This is a genomic window from Tardiphaga sp., from assembly GCF_044336785.1.
In the GTDB taxonomy this organism is placed as follows: Bacteria; Pseudomonadota; Alphaproteobacteria; order Rhizobiales; family Xanthobacteraceae; genus Tardiphaga.
Map to the genome: position 1 here is coordinate 1 of NZ_JBIIOT010000044.1, position 18,299 is coordinate 18,299.

Here is an 18,299-nt window from a genome sequence, read left to right on the forward strand (position 1 = left end):
CGCGCTCATAGACCTTGCCGAAATCGGGAAACCGCTCGGCCGAGAGCCAGTTGGTGCCGACGCAGATCGGCGTCTTGTCGGCGAGACGCAGCGCCTCGAGGCGGATCAGCGGTGCGCCGGTCTTGAGGCCAAGCTGCCGCGCCAGTTCGCGCGTCGCCACATCGTCCCAGGCGCCGATCAACTGGCCAGCCGGTTCGCGGCCGCCGGCGCGCGCGTTCTCCGAGAAGCGGGTGCGCGAGCGCAGGGGATAAGCGAGCTTCGGCGCCTCCACATACGTGCCGCTGCCACGCTCGGCGCGCACCATACCGCGCTCGGCCAGGGTCGCCAGCGCGCGGCGCACCGTGTGGCGATTGACGCGGTAGGTATCGGCCAGCTCGGTTTCGCCGGGCAGTTTTTCGCCGGCGGTAAAGCGCCCGTCGGCAATCCCGCGCTCGATCCCGTCGGCCACATGTCGCCATAGAGCCACGCCGGTCGGCTTGTCTTGAATGGTCACAAATCAGTCCCTGAATGTCCGTCGCAACAGGGATACCCAAAAATCATGTCACTGTCACGAAACGGTCATTGCCTCCTCCTATAAAGTTGTCTAGTAAATCATACAACTTGTCCGGCGGCGGTGACATGATGCAGGCCCCTTCAAACGATCTACAGGCGCGGCGCCAGGAGGCGATGGGCGTGCTCGGGCACTGCCCGACGGCCGACATCGCCCGGCATTTCGACGATATCGCCGTGCCCGATCACGAACAGTTGCGCGCACCGGAAAATGGCCTCGTGATGCTGCGCGGCCGGATCGGTGGCGATGGCGCGCCGTTCAATCTGGGCGAGGCGACGGTGTCGCGTGCCGCGGTGCGGCTCAGCTCTGGCGAGGTCGGCTTCGGCTACACGCTCGGTCGCGACGGCGCCAAGGCGCAGCTGATCGCGCTGTGCGATGCGCTGATCCAGACATCGCAATTTTCCGAAACGATCGAAGCGAAAGTCCTGACGCCGCTGCGTGCGCGCGTTGCGGCGGAGCGCAAGCGCAAGGCTGCGGAAACGGCGGCCACCAAAGTCGATTTCTACACGCTCGTGCGCGGGGAGGGATGATCATGACGACGATTGCAGAAATGCCGGCCGGCTTTGCCGACAAGGTGATCGCGGCGCAATCCACGTTCCGTACCGTGATGGACGCGATGGCGCGTCCGGGCAGCGTGCAGCTCATTCGTGCCGTGTCCGGCGTGCCGGCGCCGATGATGCGCGGCGCTGCAGCCATCGCCCTGACGCTGTTCGATCAGGATACGCCGGTGTGGCTCGATGAGAAGCTCGCGGCATCGGAAGATGTCGCCAAATGGATCAAGTTTCACACCAGCGCGCCGGTGATCTCAGACTCGGCAGCGTCCAGTTTCGCTGTGATCGCTGATCCCATCAAGCTTCCCGAATTTGATCGCTTTGCGCTCGGCACGCCCGAATATCCCGATCGCTCCACAACGATCGTGCTGCAGGTCGCAAGCCTCAGCGAAGGTCCGGCTTATGAGTTGAGCGGTCCTGGCATCGATGGCGTGACGATCCTGCGTGCAGCCATCGGCGTGCCGGATATCATCGATCGGTTGGCCGAGAATGCGCGGCGGTTTCCGCGTGGCATCGATCTGTTGCTGGTGTCCGGCGAATCCATCGTGGCATTGCCACGTACCACGCGCCTTGTCGCGCGGGAGGGCTGAGCATGTATGTCGCCGTCAAGGGTGGCGAACGCGCCATCGAGAATGCCCATCGATTGCTGGCGCATGAGCGTCGCGGCGATCGCGATGTGCCGGAAGTATCATTGGACCAGATCTCCAACCAGCTCGGGCTCGCCGTCGATCGCGTGATGACCGAAGGGTCGCTCTATGATCGCGAGCTTGCGTCGCTCGCCATCAAGCAGGCGCGCGGCGATATGATCGAGGCGATCTTCCTGCTGCGCGCCTTCCGCGCCACGCTGCCGCGCTTCGGTTCGAGCGAGCCGATCGATACCGCGAAGATGCAGGTTCGTCGTCGCGTGTCCTCGACGTTCAAGGACATGCCGGGCGGTCAGGTGCTTGGGCCGACTTTTGATTACACGCATCGCTTGCTCGATTCATCCTTGATGGGTGAGGGATCGCCGGAGCAGCCGAATGTCGTCGCCGACGCCGAGCCAGGTATCATGCCGCGCGTCACCGATATTCTCGGCCGCGACGGTCTGATCGAGCGCTCGCCAGCGGAAAATCCTGAGCAGCCCGTCGGCGATCTCACGCGCGATGCGCTGAACTTCCCGGCGGACCGCGATCTGCGTCTGCAGAATCTCGCGCGCGGCGACGAAGGCTATCTGCTCGCGCTTGGCTATTCGACCCAGCGCGGCTATGGCCGCAGCCATCCCTTCGCCGGCGAAATCCGTCTGGGCGAGGTCGAGGTCGAATTCGCCGCCGAGGATGTCGGCTTTGCCGTGCCGTTGGGCTCAATCACGCTGACGGAGTGCCAGATGGTCAACCAGTTCAAAGGGAGTGAGACCGAAGCGCCTTGCTTCACGCGTGGCTATGGCCTGGCGTTCGGGCAGTCCGAGCGAAAGGTGATGTCGATGGCGCTGGTCGATCGGGCGCTGCGTGCGCGCGAGCTCGGTGAGGACATCAAGGCGCCGGCGCAGGACGAGGAATTCGTGCTGTCGCATTCCGACAATGTGCAGTCGACCGGTTTCGTCGAACATCTCAAGCTGCCGCATTACGTGGACTTCCAGTCCGAGCTCGGCCTGCTTCGCAAGCTGCGCAAGGAGTTTGCTGAGGCCAATGACGCGCCGATGCCCATGCAGGAGGCCGCGGAATGAACGCGCCGACATACAATTTCGCCTATCTCGACGAACAGACCAAGCGGATGATCCGCCGCGCCATCCTGAAGGCGATTGCGATCCCCGGGTATCAAGTGCCGTTTGCGTCACGCGAAATGCCGATGCCTTATGGTTGGGGCACCGGCGGCGTACAGGTGACGGCATCGATCCTCGGGCCCAATGACCAGCTCAAGGTGATCGACCAGGGCTCAGACGACACAACGAATGCGATCTCGATCCGCAAATTCTTCGAGAAGACAGCAGGCGTCGCTGTGACGACGAACACGCTGGACGCAACCGTGATCCAGACCCGTCATCGCATTCCCGAAGCCAAGCTCGGCGAACATCAGGTGCTGGTCTATCAGGTGCCGATTCCCGAGCCGCTGCGCTTCCTGGAGCCGCGCGAGACCGAAACGCGCCGCATGCATGCGCTGGCCGAATACGGCCTGATTCATGTGAAGCTCTACGAGGACATCGCGCGCTTCGGCCATATCGCCACGTCCTATGCCTATCCGGTGAAGGTCAACGCGCGCTATGTGATGGATCCATCGCCGACGCCGAAATTCGACAATCCGAAGATGGACAATTGCCCGGCGCTGCAGCTGTTTGGTGCCGGCCGCGAGAAGCGCATCTATGCAATCCCGCCTTACACCAAGGTGGTGTCGCTGGATTTCGAGGACCATCCGTTCGAGCCCTATAAGCATAAGGCCTGCTGCGCGCTGTGCAACGCGGAAGATTCGTATCTCGACGAGATCGTCACCGATGACAAGGGCAGCCGCATGTTCGTCTGCTCGGACACTGATTATTGCGAGACACGGCAGGCGCAGGGCCATCGTGGCAGCGAGAACGCCTCGCCTTTCGCGGAGAGCCGTCATGCTTGATCGCACCACGACACTGCAGGACGACATGCCGATCCTGATCGCCGATGGACTCGGCAAGACCTATGGCAAGCTGCAGGCCTGCCGCGATGTCTCGTTCAAGCTCTATCCGGGCGAAGTGCTTGCCATTGTCGGCGAAAGCGGCTCGGGCAAATCGACATTGCTGCAGCTGCTGTCGGCGCAGCTCGCGCCGAACACGGGCCGCGTGTCCTATCGCATGCGCGACGGCATCACGCGCGATCTCGCCACCATGGGCGAGGCCGAACGACGTCTGCTGTTCCGCACCGATTGGGGCTTTGTGCATCAGGATCCCGCGATGGGTCTGCGCATGGCAGTGTCCGCCGGCGCCAATGTCGGCGAGCGGCTGATGGCCGTCGGCCACAATCACTATGGCAAGATCCGCGCAACCGCGACGACCTGGCTGGAGCGTGTCGAGATTTCGGCCGAGCGTATCGACGATGCGCCGCGCACTTACTCCGGCGGCATGCGCCAGCGCCTGCAGATCGCCCGCAATCTCGTCACCGAACCGCGCCTCGTCTTCATGGACGAGCCGACCGGCGGTCTCGATGTCTCCGTGCAGGCGCGCCTGCTCGATATGATGCGCTCATTGGTGGGCGAACTCGGCCTCTCAGCCATCGTGGTGACCCATGACCTAGCTGTGGCGCGCTTGCTGTCGCATCGCGTGATGGTGATGCAGGGCGGTCGCGTGATCGAGACCGGTCTCACCGACCAGGTGCTCGACGATCCCCGCGAGCCCTATACGCAATTGCTTGTTTCTTCGATCCTGCCGGCGTGAGGACACCATGACTGCGATGATCGAACTTCGGAATGCCGAAAAGACCTTTGTGATGCATCTGCAAGGCGGCATTCATCTGCCGGTGATGCATGGCGTGACTTTCGACGTGAATGCCGGCGAGTGCGTCGTGCTGTCCGGCCCGTCGGGCGCGGGCAAGTCGTCGATCCTGAAAATGATCTTTGGCAATTACCGCTGCGATGGCGGCACCATCCTTGTGCGTCATCTCGGCACATCGGTGGATGTCGCCAGCGCCGAGCCACGCCAGATCCTCAGCGTTCGCCGCGACACGATCGGTTATGTCAGCCAGTTCCTGCGCGCAGTTCCGCGCGTGGCGGCGATCGACGTCGTGGCCGAGCCGCTGCTCAACGCCGGCGTCGGCCGCGAGGAAGCGCGCGTGCGCGCCGGAGCGCTGCTGAAGCGGCTGAATATCGGTGAACGCCTGTGGCAGTTGCCGCCCTCGACCTTCTCCGGCGGCGAGCAGCAACGCGTCAATATTGCGCGCGGTTTCATCTCGGATCTGCCGATCCTGCTGCTGGACGAACCGACCGCCTCGCTGGATGCGGCCAATCGCGCCGTGGTGGTGGATCTCGTCGCCGAGAAAAAACGTGCGGGTGTGGCCATGGTGGCCATTGTCCATGACGACGAAGTGCGGCATCTGATCGCCGACCGGTTGATCGACGTCACGTCCTTTGCCGCCGCTGCCTGAGAGGGAGACCATGAGCGCTTCATCGACTGAAACCGTCATCGGCAACGCCAAGATCATTCTGGCCGACCGCGTCATCGACAAAGGCTGGATCGCCTTCGCGAATGGCCGCGTTGCCGAATTTGGCGAGGGCGATGCGCCACGCGGTGCAGAGGATGCGCGCGGCGATCTGGTGATGCCGGGTCTGGTCGAACTGCACACCGACCATCTCGAGGCGCATTTCATGCCGCGCCCGAAGGTGTTCTGGGATCCGATCTCGGCCGTGGTGTCCTATGACGGCCAGCTCGCCACATCGGGCATCACCACGGTGCTCGACTCCGTGCGCGTCGGCTGCGAGGATGCCAGCCAGGGCATCGACAGCTATGCCGAACTGCTGGTCGATTCCATCGCCAATGCCGGCAAGGCCGACCTGCTGCGCGTCGAACACTTCCTGCATCTGCGCTGCGAGATACCGATGCCGTCGGTGGTTGACGAAGCCAAGGCGCTGCTCGGCAAGACCGAAGTCCGGCTGATGTCGCTGATGGATCACACGCCCGGTCAGCGCCAGTTTCGCGACGAGGAGAAGCTGCGCACCTATTATCGCGGCAAGGGCGGCAAGAATGACGCCGAGCTCGATATCCTGTTCGCCAATCGCCTCGCCTGCCAGCAGCAATATGCCGCCGGCAATATGCGCGCGATCGTGGCATTGGCCCATGCCAACAACATCCCGCTGGCGAGTCACGACGACACCACCCATGACAACGTGACCGAAGCCGTCGGCGACAAGGTCTCGGTGGCCGAATTCCCCACCACGCTGGAAGCGGCTGAAGGCCTGCACAAGGCCGGCATCGGCATCCTGATGGGCGCGCCGAATGTGGTCCGCAACGGCTCGCATTCCGGCAATATCGCCGCCATCGATCTCGCCCGCGAAGGCATGCTCGACATCCTGTCGTCGGACTATGTGCCGTCGAGCCTCCTGATGGGCGCGCTGCAGCTGGCGACAAAAGTGCCGGCGATCGATCTTGCCAGCGCCGTCCGCACGGTGACCAAGCGTCCGGCGGAAGCCGTCGGCCTGATGGATCGCGGCGAGATCGCCGTCGGCAAGCGCGCCGATGTGATCCGCGTCCATGTCGCCCATGATGTGCCGGTGGTGCGCAGCGTGTGGCGGGAAGGGCAGCGCGTGGCATGACCGACCTTGCAGCGATGTCCGAGACTGACGCCAGGATCGGGCCCGGCCGGCTCGTGCTGGTCGTCGGTCCATCGGGGGCCGGCAAGGATACGCTGCTGGGTCTGGCGCAGGCCGGATTGGCTGACGACGACGATGTGGTCTTCGTCCGCCGCGTGGTGACGCGCGAGGCGTCCGCCCACGAGAATAATGTCCAAGTCACGCCTGAGGCATTCCGCGCCTCCAGGGAAGATGGCGCCTTTGCCATCGACTGGGACGCGCATGGATTGAGCTATGCGCTGCCGCGGTCGATCGACGACGAGATCCGCGCCGGTCGCAACGTGGTTGCCAATATCTCGCGCACGGTCATTCCGGCCCTGCGAGCAGCCTATGCGGATGTGGTCGTGGTCTCGATTACAGCGCCGCCTGAGGTTCTCGCAGCACGCCTGGCCGCGCGTGGCCGCGCCAGTGATGGACCGCTCAGTGATCGGCTCAAGCGCAGCGTCGAGACATCGGGTGCGGACGTGACGATCAGCAATGTCGGTGCGGCGGATGCGCATGCGGCCGAATTGATAGAGACGATCAAGCGCCGTAGGGCGGATGAGCCAAAGGCGTAATCCGCCGGCCGAGCGTATGGGACAAAGAACGGCGGATGACGCTTCGCTCATCCGCCCTACGAAGGGGAAAACAGCCATGGCGGTGATCGACAGCATCGAGCAACTGGAAGCCATCTATGGCCGTTTCGATGCCATTGGTGAAGCCTCCACGGCCAAGGTCGGCGATCGCGTCACGGCGCAGTATCGCCGGCTGATCGAGGTGTCGCCTTTCGCGGCACTGGCGACATCCGGCCCGGAAGGGCTCGATTGCTCGCCGCGGGGCGATCTGCCGGGCTTCGTCCGCATCCATGACGACAAGACCCTGATGATGCCGGATCGCCGCGGCAATAATCGCGTCGATAGCCTCCGCAATATCGTGCGCGATCCGCGCGTGGCGCTGCTGTTCCTGATTCCTGGCTCCGGCACGACACTGCGCATCAACGGCACGGCGCATCTGTCCGACGATCCCGCTTTGCTGGAGTCCTTTGCCGTCACCGAGAAGGCGCCGCGGACGGTGATCGTGATGGCGGTCGGCGAAATCTATTTCCAATGCGCCCGCGCCATCGTCCGCTCCGATCTCTGGAATCCCGACAAGCGCGTCGATCCGAAGACCCTGCCGACGCCCGGCGAGATCCTGGCGGAAATGAGCGAGAGCCGCGTCGGCGGCGTCGAATATGACCGCGCCTGGCCCGAGCGGGCGCGTCAGACCATGTGGTAACCGCGGCTTATGAGGGTATTCGCGATGACCGGTCGTTCGCGAATCCCTCAGCCCCTTTATTCATAGGAAATGGGCTTGCGCGATCCCCGAATCCCTGCCGTATAAGTCGAATCGGGGCCTGTGCGCCAAAAAACATCATTTTTTAAGGGAAAAACGGCGGCCGAGCCGATTGGAAGCCTGTTTTTTTCGGCGATTCCGCTAGTGTCTGTTCACCGAATCACTCCTGCAAACGCAAAGGTGCAACATGGCAGAACAACTGACGAAGTCGCAGCTCATCGAGAAGATCGCTGAGACCACCGAACTCACCAAGAAGGACGTCAAGGGCGTTCTCGAGAACCTCGCCGTCATCGGCTACAAAGAGCTGAAGAAGAACGGCGTGTTCCTCGTTCCGGGCTTCGCCAAGTTCGTCGTCGTCAAGAAGCCGGCCACCAAGGCTCGCAAGGGCACCAACCCGTTCACCGGTGAAGCCATGACCTTCAAGGCCAAGCCGGCCCGCAAGATCGTTCGCGCGCGCCCGGTCAAGGCTGCGAAGGACGCGGTCTAAGAATTTCCGGGACGGCCGTTCGGTCGTCCCGCTCTGATTTGCGCTCGGCGCGGCATTGCTCAGGCAATGTCGCGCCGATTGCGTTTGAGGCTAAGGGCCGCGCTAGGCTCGAAAGATCGTGATGCCGAGCACCAGCAGCAGGATGCAGATCACGAGGAAGATATAGAACAGGATCTTGGCGACATCGGCCGTTGCGGCGGAGATGCCGGTGAAGCCGAACACGCCGGCGACGATCGAGACCAGAAAGAAAATCAGCGCCCATTTCAGCAGGGTCATGGCATGGCTCCGGATTGAATCAAATCGGGAACGCCAGCCTCCGGCGGTTGGTTCCATCGCCTATGGTCGGCGGCGATCGGTATGATCGAACGCGATGCGAGCAATGCCGTTCGATACTCGCGTATAAGTGTACCAATTAGGGTCATAAACGCGGAACGGTTGTATTTTAAACGAGGCCTTAACCAAGACATCCCTAATGAAGAATGAGCGACCGTTGCTGCAGCTTCCGCATGCGGGCCGCTACATAAGGGCTTGGAATGCGTATGGTGGCCGTTCAGGATTGGACCTGTGAAGTGGGTGTCGCGAACCAGCCGCGCGCTCGATCGACGCCCAGCGACATCGTGTGACACGCCATGTTCATCCGACGCCCCGCAAACGCCTCACCATCCACTGACCTCGCAGCGAATGAAAATCCGCTGCAGAAAGTCTGGCGCCATCGCCAGATTTTTGGCGCGGTATTTTGCGGCATCATGATCATCACGGTGATCGCGCTCCTGGTCGTGCCGGTGCGCTATTCCGCGTCGGGCTCTGTCATCGTTGCCGAGCAGGAGCCCAGCAACGCCAATGCCTCCGCGGCATGGGCAGCCAAGATCGGCGATCCCGCGGATGTCGAGAGCCAGCTGCTGATCGTGAAGTCGCCGCGCCTGATGCGCATGGCGCTGGATGCGCCGGGCGTTCGTGAGGCAGCGATCCAGGATTGCTTTGCGCGCAGCAGCATCGGCTCCAGCTGCGAGAAGGCGAAAGAAGACACCGGCGTGCTGGTCGATTACATCGCCGGCAACTATTCCATTGGCGGCACAGGCCGCTCGCGCGTCATCAGCATTTCCTACAGCTCGCCCATCGCCGACGTCGCGCAGAAGATGGCCAATGCGCTCACCAATGCGTTTCTTGATGATCAGCGCGTGACCGGCGCCAACAGCAAGGAAATCGCGGCATCCTATCTGTGGAAGGAAGCCAAGCAGCTCGATGCCGAGCTGCGCGATGCCGATGCCAAGATCCAGGCCTTCCGCCGCAACAAGGGCCTCGCCCGCGGCCAGCAGGCGCCGATCTGGTCGGAGCGCCTGACCAGCATCAGCCAGCAGCTTGCCAATGCCGAGAATGCCCGTGCCGAAGCGGCAGCGCGCCTGCAGGAAATCAAGAGCAACCAGGCCCGTGCCATCGACTCGCCGGCGGTGCAGTCGAACCGGACTGTCTCCGATCTCAAGCAGCAGATGATGGTGGTCACGGCACAACTCGCCAGCCAGTCGAATTCGCTCGGCCCGCGTCATCCGTCGATCCGGGCGCTCGAGCAGGAGCAGGGCGCGATTCGTGACCGCCTCAATGCGGAAGTCGCAAGCATCGTTGCGAGTGCGCAGAAGACGCTCGACTCCAGCGATACGCTGGTGAAGTCGCTGACCAAGCAGATGGACGCCGCCAAGGCCGAAGTCGGTTCGGCCACGTCGGATGAAGCCACCATCGAAAGCCTGGCGCGCAATACCGAGATCAAGCGCACGCAATATGCGGACCTCTATCGCCGCGCCAGCGAGCTCGAAACCGAGCGCCGCGTGTTGATCGGCAGCACGCGCCTCGTCAGCCTGGCCGAGCTGCCGGCCAAACCGTTCTTCCCGAAGAAGATTCCGTTCATTGCCGCAGGTGCGACGCTCGCATTGCTGCTAGCGAGCTTCGCGGCCTTCTTCGGCGACAATATGCGCCTCGATGCCTTGTCGCGACCGGCACGTCCAGCACCGAGCAAGCCGCAGGACAAGCCGGTTGCTGCTGCTGTACCTGTTTCCGCTCCCCCTGTTGCTGCGGCCGCTGTGCCCGTTGCTGCGCCGCCTGTCGTGCCGCCAATGCCAGTCGCTGAGCCGATAGCGCAGCCTGCACCCGTTCTCGCCGGCTCGTCGTCCGAACTTTCCGTGGTCACCGGCGCGCCGATTCTCGCGCGGCTGCCGGCGGTGAAGCGCGAAGCGTCGGAATCGACGATCGGTGCGATCCTGTCCGCGCAATCGGGCGCGGCGCTGGCGCGCAGCCTGCCGATCGCGCGTGATGATCGCCACTATCAGGATGCGTTGCGCGATCTCTCTGCCAATCTGCTCGCGCCCGGCAATAGCAAGCCGCGCAAGACCATCCTCGTGGCATCGCCATCCACTGCCGAAGGCAAGACGTTCCTGACGCTCTCGCTCGCGCAGCATCTCGCAGCTGCCGGCCGCAATGTGCTGGTGATCGAATGCGATCTCGGTGCACCGAAGCTCGAGATGGCGCTGGGCCTGCGCAGCAGCCTCGGCCTGCAGGGCATCCTGCGTGGCGAGATCACGCCGCGCGAGAGCGTGGTCAGTACCGGCGTGCCGAACCTCGATGCAATTCCGGCGGGCCCGGTTCCGGCTTCGGCGGAGCTGCTGCGCAAGCCGCTCGCTGACGTGCTGCAATGGGCGCAGATCTATGACGTGGTCCTCGTCGATGCGCCGTCGCCAGGCATCCAGACCGATATCGGTTTGCTGGCCAAGCAGGTCGATGGCGTGCTGCTCTGCATGCGCTCCGGCCGTTCGTCGATCGGCCAGGCGGTCGCGACCTCCAGCGCCATTCGTGTTGCCGGTGGCGAGCTGATGGGGATTGCCATCACCATGGTTCCGGATGCCGGTGCGACACGCACAGCCTCCGCTTCGAGTGATGCCTATGCCGGAGCGACGTGATGTCTGCGTCGCCGCGCGTTCTGTTTGTCTGTCATACAGGTTCGATCTCCGGCGCCGAGCTGGTGCTGCTTGATCTGGTCAAGCCATGGCCCGGACAATCGGCTTTGCTGTTCGAGGATGGACCGCTGCATGGTGCGCTCGCAGCTTGCGGACTGAATGTCGCGATCTCGCGTTGGGGCAGCGGCCTCAATGATGTCCGGCGCGACAGTTCGTTCACAAAGGTGCTTCCCGTCATCGGCGCAATGTATGGCATCACCGCGGAACTCGCACGCTTCGCGCGCAGGCATGACGTGGTCTATGCCAATTCACAGAAGGCGTTCGTGCTCGCGGCGATTGCCGCAAAGCTCGTGCGCCGGCCGTTGATCTGGCATCTCCACGACATCATCTCGTCCGCACATTTCGGCAAGATGCAGCGGCGCGTGCAGGTTCTGCTGGCCAATCATTGCACGACCAGGGTTGTCGTCCCGTCAAAAGCTGCGGCCGATGCATTCATCACCGAGGGTGGCCGTCGGGATCTCGTTGCCATCGTGCCGAACGGGCTCGACATCGCACCTGAGACGCAATCGCCTGCCCAGATCCGCCACGAATCGGGCCTGCCGCAAGGTCCGCTTGTTGGTGTCTTCAGTCGCCTCGCCGAATGGAAAGGGCAGCACGTTGTGCTGCAGGCACTAGCGAAGACACCGGGTGTCAGCTGCATCATCGCCGGCTCGGCGCTGTTCGGCGAGGAAGCCTATGAGCAGCGGTTGCAACAGATGGTGAGAGACCTGGGTCTCACGGATCGCGTCCATTTTCTCGGTCAGCGCAGCGACGTGCCGCGCTTGATGCGCGCTGTCGATGCAGTGATCCATCCATCCATCGATCCCGAGCCGTTCGGCCGCACACTGGTCGAAGCAATGCTTGCCGACGTGCCGGTGATTGCCACCGATGCGGGTGCGGCAGCGGATATTCTCGAAGCCGGCAAGGCTGGCACGCTGGTGCCGCCGGGCGACGCCGATGCGCTGGCGCAGGCAATGGCTACGATCATGGCCCGATCCCCTGAACTGCGTGCGCAGATCGACTATGCCGCGACGCGTGCGCGTACACATTATGGGGTTACGCAGATGCTCGATGCGACTGCGCGCCTGATCCATCAGGCGGCCGGAGACGGAGCGTGACGGGGCGCCGCGTGAGCGCGTGGTGCGCGTCGTGAATGCGCCGCGACAATCCTCGGGGCGTTTCGTCGCCAATCTGATCACCGGTGCACTGGCCAGCAAACTGCTCGGCTTCGCCCGCGAAATCGTAATGGCAACTGTGCTCGGCGCCACGCTGGTGGCGGACGGCTTTCGCGGCGCGATCACGGCCGTCATGCTGCCGATTTCCTTTCTGCAGAACGAGACCGTGCCGGCCGTGATGATCCCGATGCATCGTGATGCCCTGAAGGGCGACGATGCACCGCGCAAGCTCGCCGCGCTCGCTGTTGCGGCCACCAGCATCGCAATGATCCTGATGTTGGGGCTGCAAGCCCTTGGCGAAGTCGCAGTGCGTGCGATCGTTGGCGGCTTTTCGGCGGACGGGCGCAGCCTGACGCTCGATTTCATGCGCATCATGGCGCTCGGCATGCCAGGATCGGTGCTGGTCAATGTACTGGCGTCGGGCGAAATCGCCTTGGGGCGCACGCGGCTGACGAATATTCGCGCCAGTACACTCAACATCGCCGTTCTGCTGGGCGTTGCCTTGATCGCCGTGACCGGAAATTTCCGCACGCTGGCCTGGTCGTTCACGCTGGCTTTCGATGGCCTGGCGATCTGGGGGCTGTTTTCACTCGGCCGCGATGGCGTGATCAGCTTTCGCGGATTGTCGCTTGGCGATGTGACAGCATCGGCACGTGAGTTCTTCGTTCGTCTGCGTCCGCTGCTCGCCATTCCGATGGCCGAACAGGCCAATATCTGGGTCGAACGGATTCTGGCATCCCGCGTCGGCACGGGCGCTGTGGCATCGCTCGATTATGCCCGCACCCTGACCGAAAGCGCGTTGCTGCTGATCAGCCAGCCTGTCGGCCTTGCGGTGCTGGCCAATGAGAAGCCGAAGGAACTCGGCGAGCAGATCGAGGGCATCGCGCGGCCGATCCTCGCATTGTCGGTTCCAGCATCGGCGTTCCTGTTCATGTTCGCGCCGGATATCGTGCGGCTCATCTTCTTCCGCGGCGCTTTCAATGAGCACGCTCTGATCCTGACGAGTCAGGCTCTGCAGGGCATTTCCTGCGGTCTTTGGGCGGCGACCCTCGGCTGGATCCTGATCCGCATCATCAACGGAGCCGGTCGGAACTTCGTCGCCGCGGTGATTATTGTCATCGCCTATCTGGTTAATGTCGGAGTTAACCTTCTCACCTCTTATCTGCCGCATGTGCTGGACTCCGGGACGTTGCTACTTGGACTGGGTGAGGCCGCTCGTGGTATCATCCTGCTTGCAGGCGTCATGATGGTTCTGAAGTCGCGCAAGAGACTCCTGTTCTGGCTGTTCCTCGCGAGTATTCCGGCAATCCTGATGCTGCTGGCAGGCTGGCAGATCCACGAATGGCTCTCGGGAACCTGGCAGCGGCTGTTCGCCGGAGGTGCTGCTTTTGTCGCCTGTATCGCGCTGTCCTTCGCGATGCTGCTGCCGGGTATCTATGTTGCGGCATTCGCGCGCTTGCGAAGCCGGTTCTGATTTGAGCATGTCGCGTTTCTGTGCCGGGGTGGCTGGGGAATTTCGATGAAGCGATTACTGTCCGGCGCCGCCAGACGGATGGCTCGGTCCGAAGCGCTGGTCCGTCCGATCAGCATGCTGGCGGATCTGTTCGCGAGCCAGCGCGGCTGCCTGATGACATTTCATCGTGGTGCGCCCGCCGCGCTGTGGGAGCGCCTTCCCAATCGCGATTTCTATCTCGATACGACCTTTCTCGATCAGTTCTTGAGCTATCTTAAAAAGAACGCCTGGGATGTCGTGACCATGGAAGAGGCGACGCGCCGCGCCAGGAATGGGCGCGGGCGCTTCGTGAATTTCTCCATCGATGACTGTTATCGTGACAGCTATGAGGAAATCGTCCCGCTGTTCCGACGTCACAATGTACCGGTGACGTTGTTTGTTACCACCGGCATTCCGGACGGAACGCTGTCTCTCTGGGCCGCAGGCCTTGAAGACGCACTGCTCAACAATGATAAGATCACCCTTGAAGATGGTGTCATCGCGGTGCCGGACTTCGCTGCCAAACGGGCGGCGTTCTATCGGATCGCCGATAGTTGGGACGGGCCGCAGGCGGCAGACCATTACACGACGTTCTGCCGGCTGAATGGGATCGATATGGAAGCGATGCACTGGAAGCAAGCGATCAGCTGGGAGATGCTCGCGGAGTTGCGCGACGATCCGCTGGTCGAGATCGGCGGGCATACGGTCAATCACTCCCGCATATCGTCACTGTCCCCCGAACGCGCGGCGTTGGAATTGCGGGGCTGCCGTGACCGGCTGATCGAGCAGCTCGGCATTCCGGCCCGCCACTTTGCATTCCCTTACGGCCGTGCGGGTGACTGCGGTCCGCGTGATTTCGCGATCGCGCGCGATGCCGGCTATGCGAGCGCATCGACGACACGCAAGGGGCTGGTGTTGCACAAGCAGGATCCGTATTCGCTGCCACGCTGCACCATCAATGGTGCAGACCGCAGTGTGGCCACCATGGAACTGCATCTCTCCGGCATGACCGGAATCGCTGCGCGGATGACCGGACGTGTCTAGCCGCGCGCGCCTGAAGATCCTGTCGATCGCGCATCCTGCCGTCAGCCGGGATGCGGGACGGCTGCGCTACTATCCTCTCGGCCGCCGCGACGACCTCGATGTGCATCTCGTCGTTCCGGCGGTCTGGCATCAATTCGGTCGCGATATCGTTGCCGACCCCTCCGATGATCCTGGCATCACCGTGCATGTGATGCCGATCCGGCTGCCGAAGGCCGGACCGATGAGCTGGTATCTGCATTTCTATCCCGGCCTGCGAAAGCTCATTCGCGAGCTCGATCCGGATGTCATTCATCTGTGGGAAGAGCCGTGGAGCGTCGTTGCCATGCAGGCGCGCCTGTTGAAGGGACGCGCGGCCATGGTGATGGAAGTCGATCAGAACATCCTGAAGCGATTGCCGCCGCCGTTCGAATTCATTCGCAAGCAGGTGCTCGTCAACACTGATCATGTGCTGTCGCGCAGCCCGGATGCGACGGCGGTGGTGCGCGCACGCAGCTATGAGGGGCCTGTCTCGTCGATCGGCTATGGTGTCGATCTCACCAATTTCCGGCCGGACGTCGCGCCATTGCTGCCGCCGGTCGAGCGGCCGGCATTCCGGATCGGCTATGTCGGACGCCTGGTCGTGGAGAAGGGGCTGGACGACGCGCTAGATGCCATGGCGCGCGCGAAGGCACCGGTCACGCTCGCACTGATGGGCGAAGGGCCACAGGAAGATGCGCTGCGCAAGCGCGTGGCCGAACTCGGCCTGACCGATCGCGTCAGCTTTCGCGGATGGGGCAAGCCGGCAGAGGTCGCAGGCTTTTTGCGCAGCCTCGATGCCTTGATCCTGCTGACGCGTACGACTGGAGCAGTGAAGGAACAATTCGGACGCGTCATCACCGAGGCGCAGGCCTGCGGTGTGCCGGTGATCGGATCGACCGGCGGTGCAATACCCGATGTGACCGGTGAAGGCGGCTGGATCGTGCCGGAAAGCGATCCGCCCGCACTTGCGGCGTTGATTGATCGCATCGCGGTCGATCCTGCCGAGCTACAGAAGCGCAGCGCGGCGGCGCTGACGAATGTCGCAGATCGCTTCACTTACGAAGCAGTCGCCAAGGATCTCGCAAATGCCTGTTTCGCTGCCGATGCGCGGCGACGCGGACGCTGATCCGTCTCAGGCGCCTGCCGGCACGACGTCCTGCGGCCAAACACCTTTTGACGCCTGCACCTGTTCGAGCAGTTCGATATAGCGCGAGCCGACATAGTCCCAGCCGTAGTTGAGAGCCGTCTCATGGGCGCCGTTGCGCAATGCCGCATGCAGGTCGGGATCGGCAAAAGCAGCCGCGATCTTGTTGGCGATGTCCTCGCCATTCATCGCGATCTGATAACCGTTCACGCCATCGACCAGATAATCCTCGATGCCGCCGACAGGCGTCGCGAAAACCGGAGTCGAGCAGGCCAAGGCTTCCATGCAGACCAGCGAGAACGTCTCATAGGCGGTCGGCAGCACGAAGGCATCGGCCGCGGAATAGAGCGCGGGCATGTCGCTGCGCGATCCGGCAAAGACCAAGCGGTTCGCGGATGTGGTTGCCAGTTTACGATAGGGAGCCGGATTGTCGGAGCCCACGGCCAGCATCCAGACATTCGGCCCGAGGCGTTCAAGCGCGTCGATGGCGTGCGCGAGGCCCTTGCGACGGAACTCGTGGCCGGCAAACACCAGCAATTTGGCATCTAGTGGAATGTTGAATTCGCGGCGGATTGCGATGCCAGCCTCGATGTCGCGCTTGAAGCGCGTGAGGTCGATGCCGTTCGGGATCACGCGGATACGCGACGCCGGCACCCTGTAGATCGTCTGCAACTCCGTCGCGACGCGCGGCGAGACGGCGACATACATGCGGTAACGCAGCCCGCCGATCATCCAGCGATCGCGCAAGCTCACCCACAGATGCATCGGATTGAGCAACCATTTCCAGTCGCCGGCACTGCGCTTTTCGGCGAGGCTTTGCGCATTGACCGCATGCACCACGAGGACGTCGCCGCCGAGGCTGTCGCCATGGCTGACGACCACGGCCTTGTCGTGATGCTGGGCCGCGCGCGTGGCCAGCATCGTGAAGATCGGCACCACGAGAAACCGGCCGGCATAGCGCAGTACGCCACGCGTCTTGACGCGCGATAGCCAGGCACCGACACGCTCGATATGCGTACCCGTCGTGGCGCGTTCGCCGACGGCACTGGCGAGAACTGTATTTGCGATCTTGGCGCGGCTGAATGCACTGGCGAGTTCGCTCGCAACACTCTCGACGCCGCCGACCGAGCTCAATTCCTGGACGATTTGCACGATCTCGATGGTCATGGCGCAGCGCTCGTAGAGAGGTGAATGAATCAGTCTTGAAATGTGCAGGTGGATCGCAATCCCGATCCGTCCTGTTACTGGCAGGCTTTCACCTGCGACACAATGTCCGATTCCAAAACTGTCCGTGATCACAACGCCGAGGAACATCGCGACACATCACGCAGGTACGGCTGTGCGGATATGCTGGCGATATGTATCGAATTGAACGACGTGGTCTTAAAAGGACACACGCGAGACTCGCGCCGGCCAGTCGCGACAAGTCGTTACGGTATCAGAGCGTGACGGCCGTATAGGCCTTGCTGATGATGTCCGCCGTCCGTCGAACCTTCTCGCGCAGCTTGATCTGCCCGGCCTTTGGCGTCCGAAATGCCGGTGCGACGAATGAGACGGTCGCGACAACGCCGCTGCCGTCACGGATGCCGGCAGCGACGGCATAGACATGCGGTGTGATCTCCGCATGCGATTCCGACCAGCCTTCATCGCGGATTGTCGCCAGCTCGCGCATCAGCGTCCTGCGATGCATGCCGAAGCCGGGATCGCGCGCAACGACGTCATCGAGCAATTGCTCGATCTCGGCTGCAGGTTGATGCGCCAGCAGGAGCTTGGGGCCCGCACCACGATGCATGGGAAGTGCAGTGCCTACTTCGAATGTGAGGCGAATGCGCGAGAGCGACTCGGACCGCTCGATACAGATGGCGCGATCGCCTGAGCGGCGCAGAAGAATGACGGTTTCACCGGCGTCCTGCGCCAGCCTTTTCATATGCGGACGCGCGATCGATGCCAGATCCGTTCCCGCCCGCGCGGCCTGTGCGAGGCCGATGACGCGTGGCGCCAGCACGAACGAACCGCGGCCGTCTTCGTCGATAAGCTCGGCTTCGCGAAGAATGCCGATATAGCGATAGGTGGAAGAGAGCGGCACGCCGATCTGCTCGGACAGGCTTTCGGCAGAATGCCGCGGGCGGTCTGTCGAGAAGGCGAGCAATGCGCGCAGGATCTTGCGTGAACTGCCATCAGCGGGCTGCGGGCGGTTCGCCTCGTCGCGCGGGGCGTGTCTCTTGATGGCCAATGCGCTCTCCATTCGCTACAGGTTGCCGAT

At 62.9% G+C, this 18,299-nt stretch carries 19 protein-coding genes; 15 read left to right on the forward strand and 4 right to left on the reverse strand.

Translation table 11 applies throughout. From position 1 onward, the window contains the following. Positions 1–493 (reverse strand): phosphonate metabolism transcriptional regulator PhnF (gene phnF / locus ACIQ2A_RS14185; RefSeq protein ID WP_398480149.1); only part of this gene is annotated, 493 nt, incomplete at its 3' end. Positions 494–618: 125 nt separating this feature from the next. On the opposite strand from phnF, the gene phnG reads away from it, so the two are divergent. The 10 genes from phnG to ACIQ2A_RS14235 all read left to right on the forward strand — a co-directional run bounded on the left by phnG (position 619) and on the right by ACIQ2A_RS14235 (position 8,182). Further along, a complete protein-coding gene (phnG, locus tag ACIQ2A_RS14190; protein WP_398480151.1) occupies positions 619–1,080 on the forward strand; it encodes a phosphonate C-P lyase system protein PhnG in 462 nt (153 codons plus the stop codon). A 2-nt stretch (positions 1,081–1,082) separates the two neighbouring features. Then, complete coding sequence (gene phnH / locus ACIQ2A_RS14195; protein ID WP_398480153.1) at positions 1,083–1,691, forward strand: phosphonate C-P lyase system protein PhnH; 609 nt, start codon at positions 1,083–1,085, stop codon at positions 1,689–1,691. 2 nt (positions 1,692–1,693) lie between these two features. Further along, a complete protein-coding gene (locus ACIQ2A_RS14200; RefSeq protein ID WP_398480155.1) occupies positions 1,694–2,803 on the forward strand; it encodes a carbon-phosphorus lyase complex subunit PhnI in 1,110 nt (369 codons plus the stop codon). Beyond that, positions 2,800–3,684, forward strand: coding sequence for an alpha-D-ribose 1-methylphosphonate 5-phosphate C-P-lyase PhnJ (locus ACIQ2A_RS14205; RefSeq protein ID WP_398480157.1), 885 nt, complete (start codon positions 2,800–2,802; stop codon positions 3,682–3,684). Before ACIQ2A_RS14200 ends, ACIQ2A_RS14205 begins: the two co-directional genes overlap by 4 nt. Then, positions 3,677–4,477, forward strand: coding sequence for a phosphonate C-P lyase system protein PhnK (gene phnK / locus ACIQ2A_RS14210; protein WP_398480159.1), 801 nt, complete (start codon positions 3,677–3,679; stop codon positions 4,475–4,477). Before ACIQ2A_RS14205 ends, phnK begins: the two co-directional genes overlap by 8 nt. A gap of 7 nt (positions 4,478–4,484) precedes the next feature. After that, positions 4,485–5,183, forward strand: coding sequence for a phosphonate C-P lyase system protein PhnL (phnL, locus tag ACIQ2A_RS14215; protein ID WP_398480162.1), 699 nt, complete (start codon positions 4,485–4,487; stop codon positions 5,181–5,183). A gap of 10 nt (positions 5,184–5,193) precedes the next feature. Then, positions 5,194–6,348 (forward strand): alpha-D-ribose 1-methylphosphonate 5-triphosphate diphosphatase, encoded by a 1,155-nt coding sequence (locus tag ACIQ2A_RS14220; protein ID WP_398480164.1) that lies wholly within the window; start codon positions 5,194–5,196, stop codon positions 6,346–6,348. Further along, positions 6,345–6,941, forward strand: a complete 597-nt coding sequence (phnN, locus tag ACIQ2A_RS14225) for a phosphonate metabolism protein/1,5-bisphosphokinase (PRPP-forming) PhnN (protein ID WP_398480166.1) — start codon at positions 6,345–6,347, stop codon at positions 6,939–6,941. The genes ACIQ2A_RS14220 and phnN overlap by 4 nt, the downstream gene beginning before the upstream one ends. 76 nt (positions 6,942–7,017) lie before the next feature. Next, positions 7,018–7,638: a pyridoxamine 5'-phosphate oxidase family protein gene (locus tag ACIQ2A_RS14230; protein WP_398480168.1), complete on the forward strand. Its 621-nt coding sequence runs from the start codon at positions 7,018–7,020 to the stop codon at positions 7,636–7,638. A gap of 244 nt (positions 7,639–7,882) precedes the next feature. Beyond that, positions 7,883–8,182 carry an HU family DNA-binding protein gene (locus ACIQ2A_RS14235; protein ID WP_398480170.1) on the forward strand — a complete coding sequence of 100 codons (300 nt, stop codon included), beginning with the start codon at positions 7,883–7,885 and terminating at the stop codon, positions 8,180–8,182. A 102-nt stretch (positions 8,183–8,284) separates the two neighbouring features. On the opposite strand, the gene ACIQ2A_RS14240 is transcribed toward ACIQ2A_RS14235, so the two are convergent. Then, positions 8,285–8,458 (reverse strand): DUF1328 domain-containing protein, encoded by a 174-nt coding sequence (locus tag ACIQ2A_RS14240; protein WP_398465249.1) that lies wholly within the window; start codon positions 8,456–8,458, stop codon positions 8,285–8,287. A gap of 353 nt (positions 8,459–8,811) precedes the next feature. Here ACIQ2A_RS14240 and ACIQ2A_RS14245 point away from each other — a divergent pair, with 353 nt between their 5' ends. From ACIQ2A_RS14245 to ACIQ2A_RS14265, 5 genes are read left to right on the forward strand one after another with little or no spacing between them, the layout of a single operon-like run. Then, entirely contained in the window at positions 8,812–11,127 is a 2,316-nt protein-coding gene (locus ACIQ2A_RS14245) for a polysaccharide biosynthesis tyrosine autokinase (RefSeq protein ID WP_398480172.1), read from the forward strand. Continuing rightward, on the forward strand, positions 11,127–12,281 hold the full coding sequence (locus tag ACIQ2A_RS14250; protein ID WP_398480174.1) for a glycosyltransferase: 1,155 nt from the start codon (positions 11,127–11,129) through the stop codon (positions 12,279–12,281). The genes ACIQ2A_RS14245 and ACIQ2A_RS14250 overlap by 1 nt, the downstream gene beginning before the upstream one ends. A 22-nt stretch (positions 12,282–12,303) precedes the next feature. Then, the gene (locus tag ACIQ2A_RS14255) at positions 12,304–13,812 is read left to right on the forward strand and encodes a lipid II flippase MurJ (RefSeq protein ID WP_398480177.1); all 1,509 of its coding nucleotides are present in this window, start codon (positions 12,304–12,306) and stop codon (positions 13,810–13,812) included. 45 nt (positions 13,813–13,857) lie between these two features. Beyond that, a complete protein-coding gene (locus ACIQ2A_RS14260) occupies positions 13,858–14,874 on the forward strand; it encodes a polysaccharide deacetylase family protein (RefSeq protein ID WP_398480179.1) in 1,017 nt (338 codons plus the stop codon). Further along, positions 14,867–16,018, forward strand: coding sequence for a glycosyltransferase (locus ACIQ2A_RS14265; RefSeq protein WP_398480181.1), 1,152 nt, complete (start codon positions 14,867–14,869; stop codon positions 16,016–16,018). The genes ACIQ2A_RS14260 and ACIQ2A_RS14265 overlap by 8 nt, the downstream gene beginning before the upstream one ends. A gap of 6 nt (positions 16,019–16,024) precedes the next feature. Here the strand turns inward: ACIQ2A_RS14265 and ACIQ2A_RS14270 are convergent, their stop codons facing one another. Both ACIQ2A_RS14270 and ACIQ2A_RS14275 read right to left on the reverse strand, forming a co-directional pair. Next, positions 16,025–17,203 (reverse strand): glycosyltransferase family 4 protein, encoded by a 1,179-nt coding sequence (locus ACIQ2A_RS14270; RefSeq protein WP_398480183.1) that lies wholly within the window; start codon positions 17,201–17,203, stop codon positions 16,025–16,027. A 271-nt stretch (positions 17,204–17,474) separates the two neighbouring features. Then, positions 17,475–18,269: an IclR family transcriptional regulator gene (locus ACIQ2A_RS14275; RefSeq protein WP_398480185.1), complete on the reverse strand. Its 795-nt coding sequence runs from the start codon at positions 18,267–18,269 to the stop codon at positions 17,475–17,477. Between the last annotated feature and the right edge of the window lie 30 nt (positions 18,270–18,299).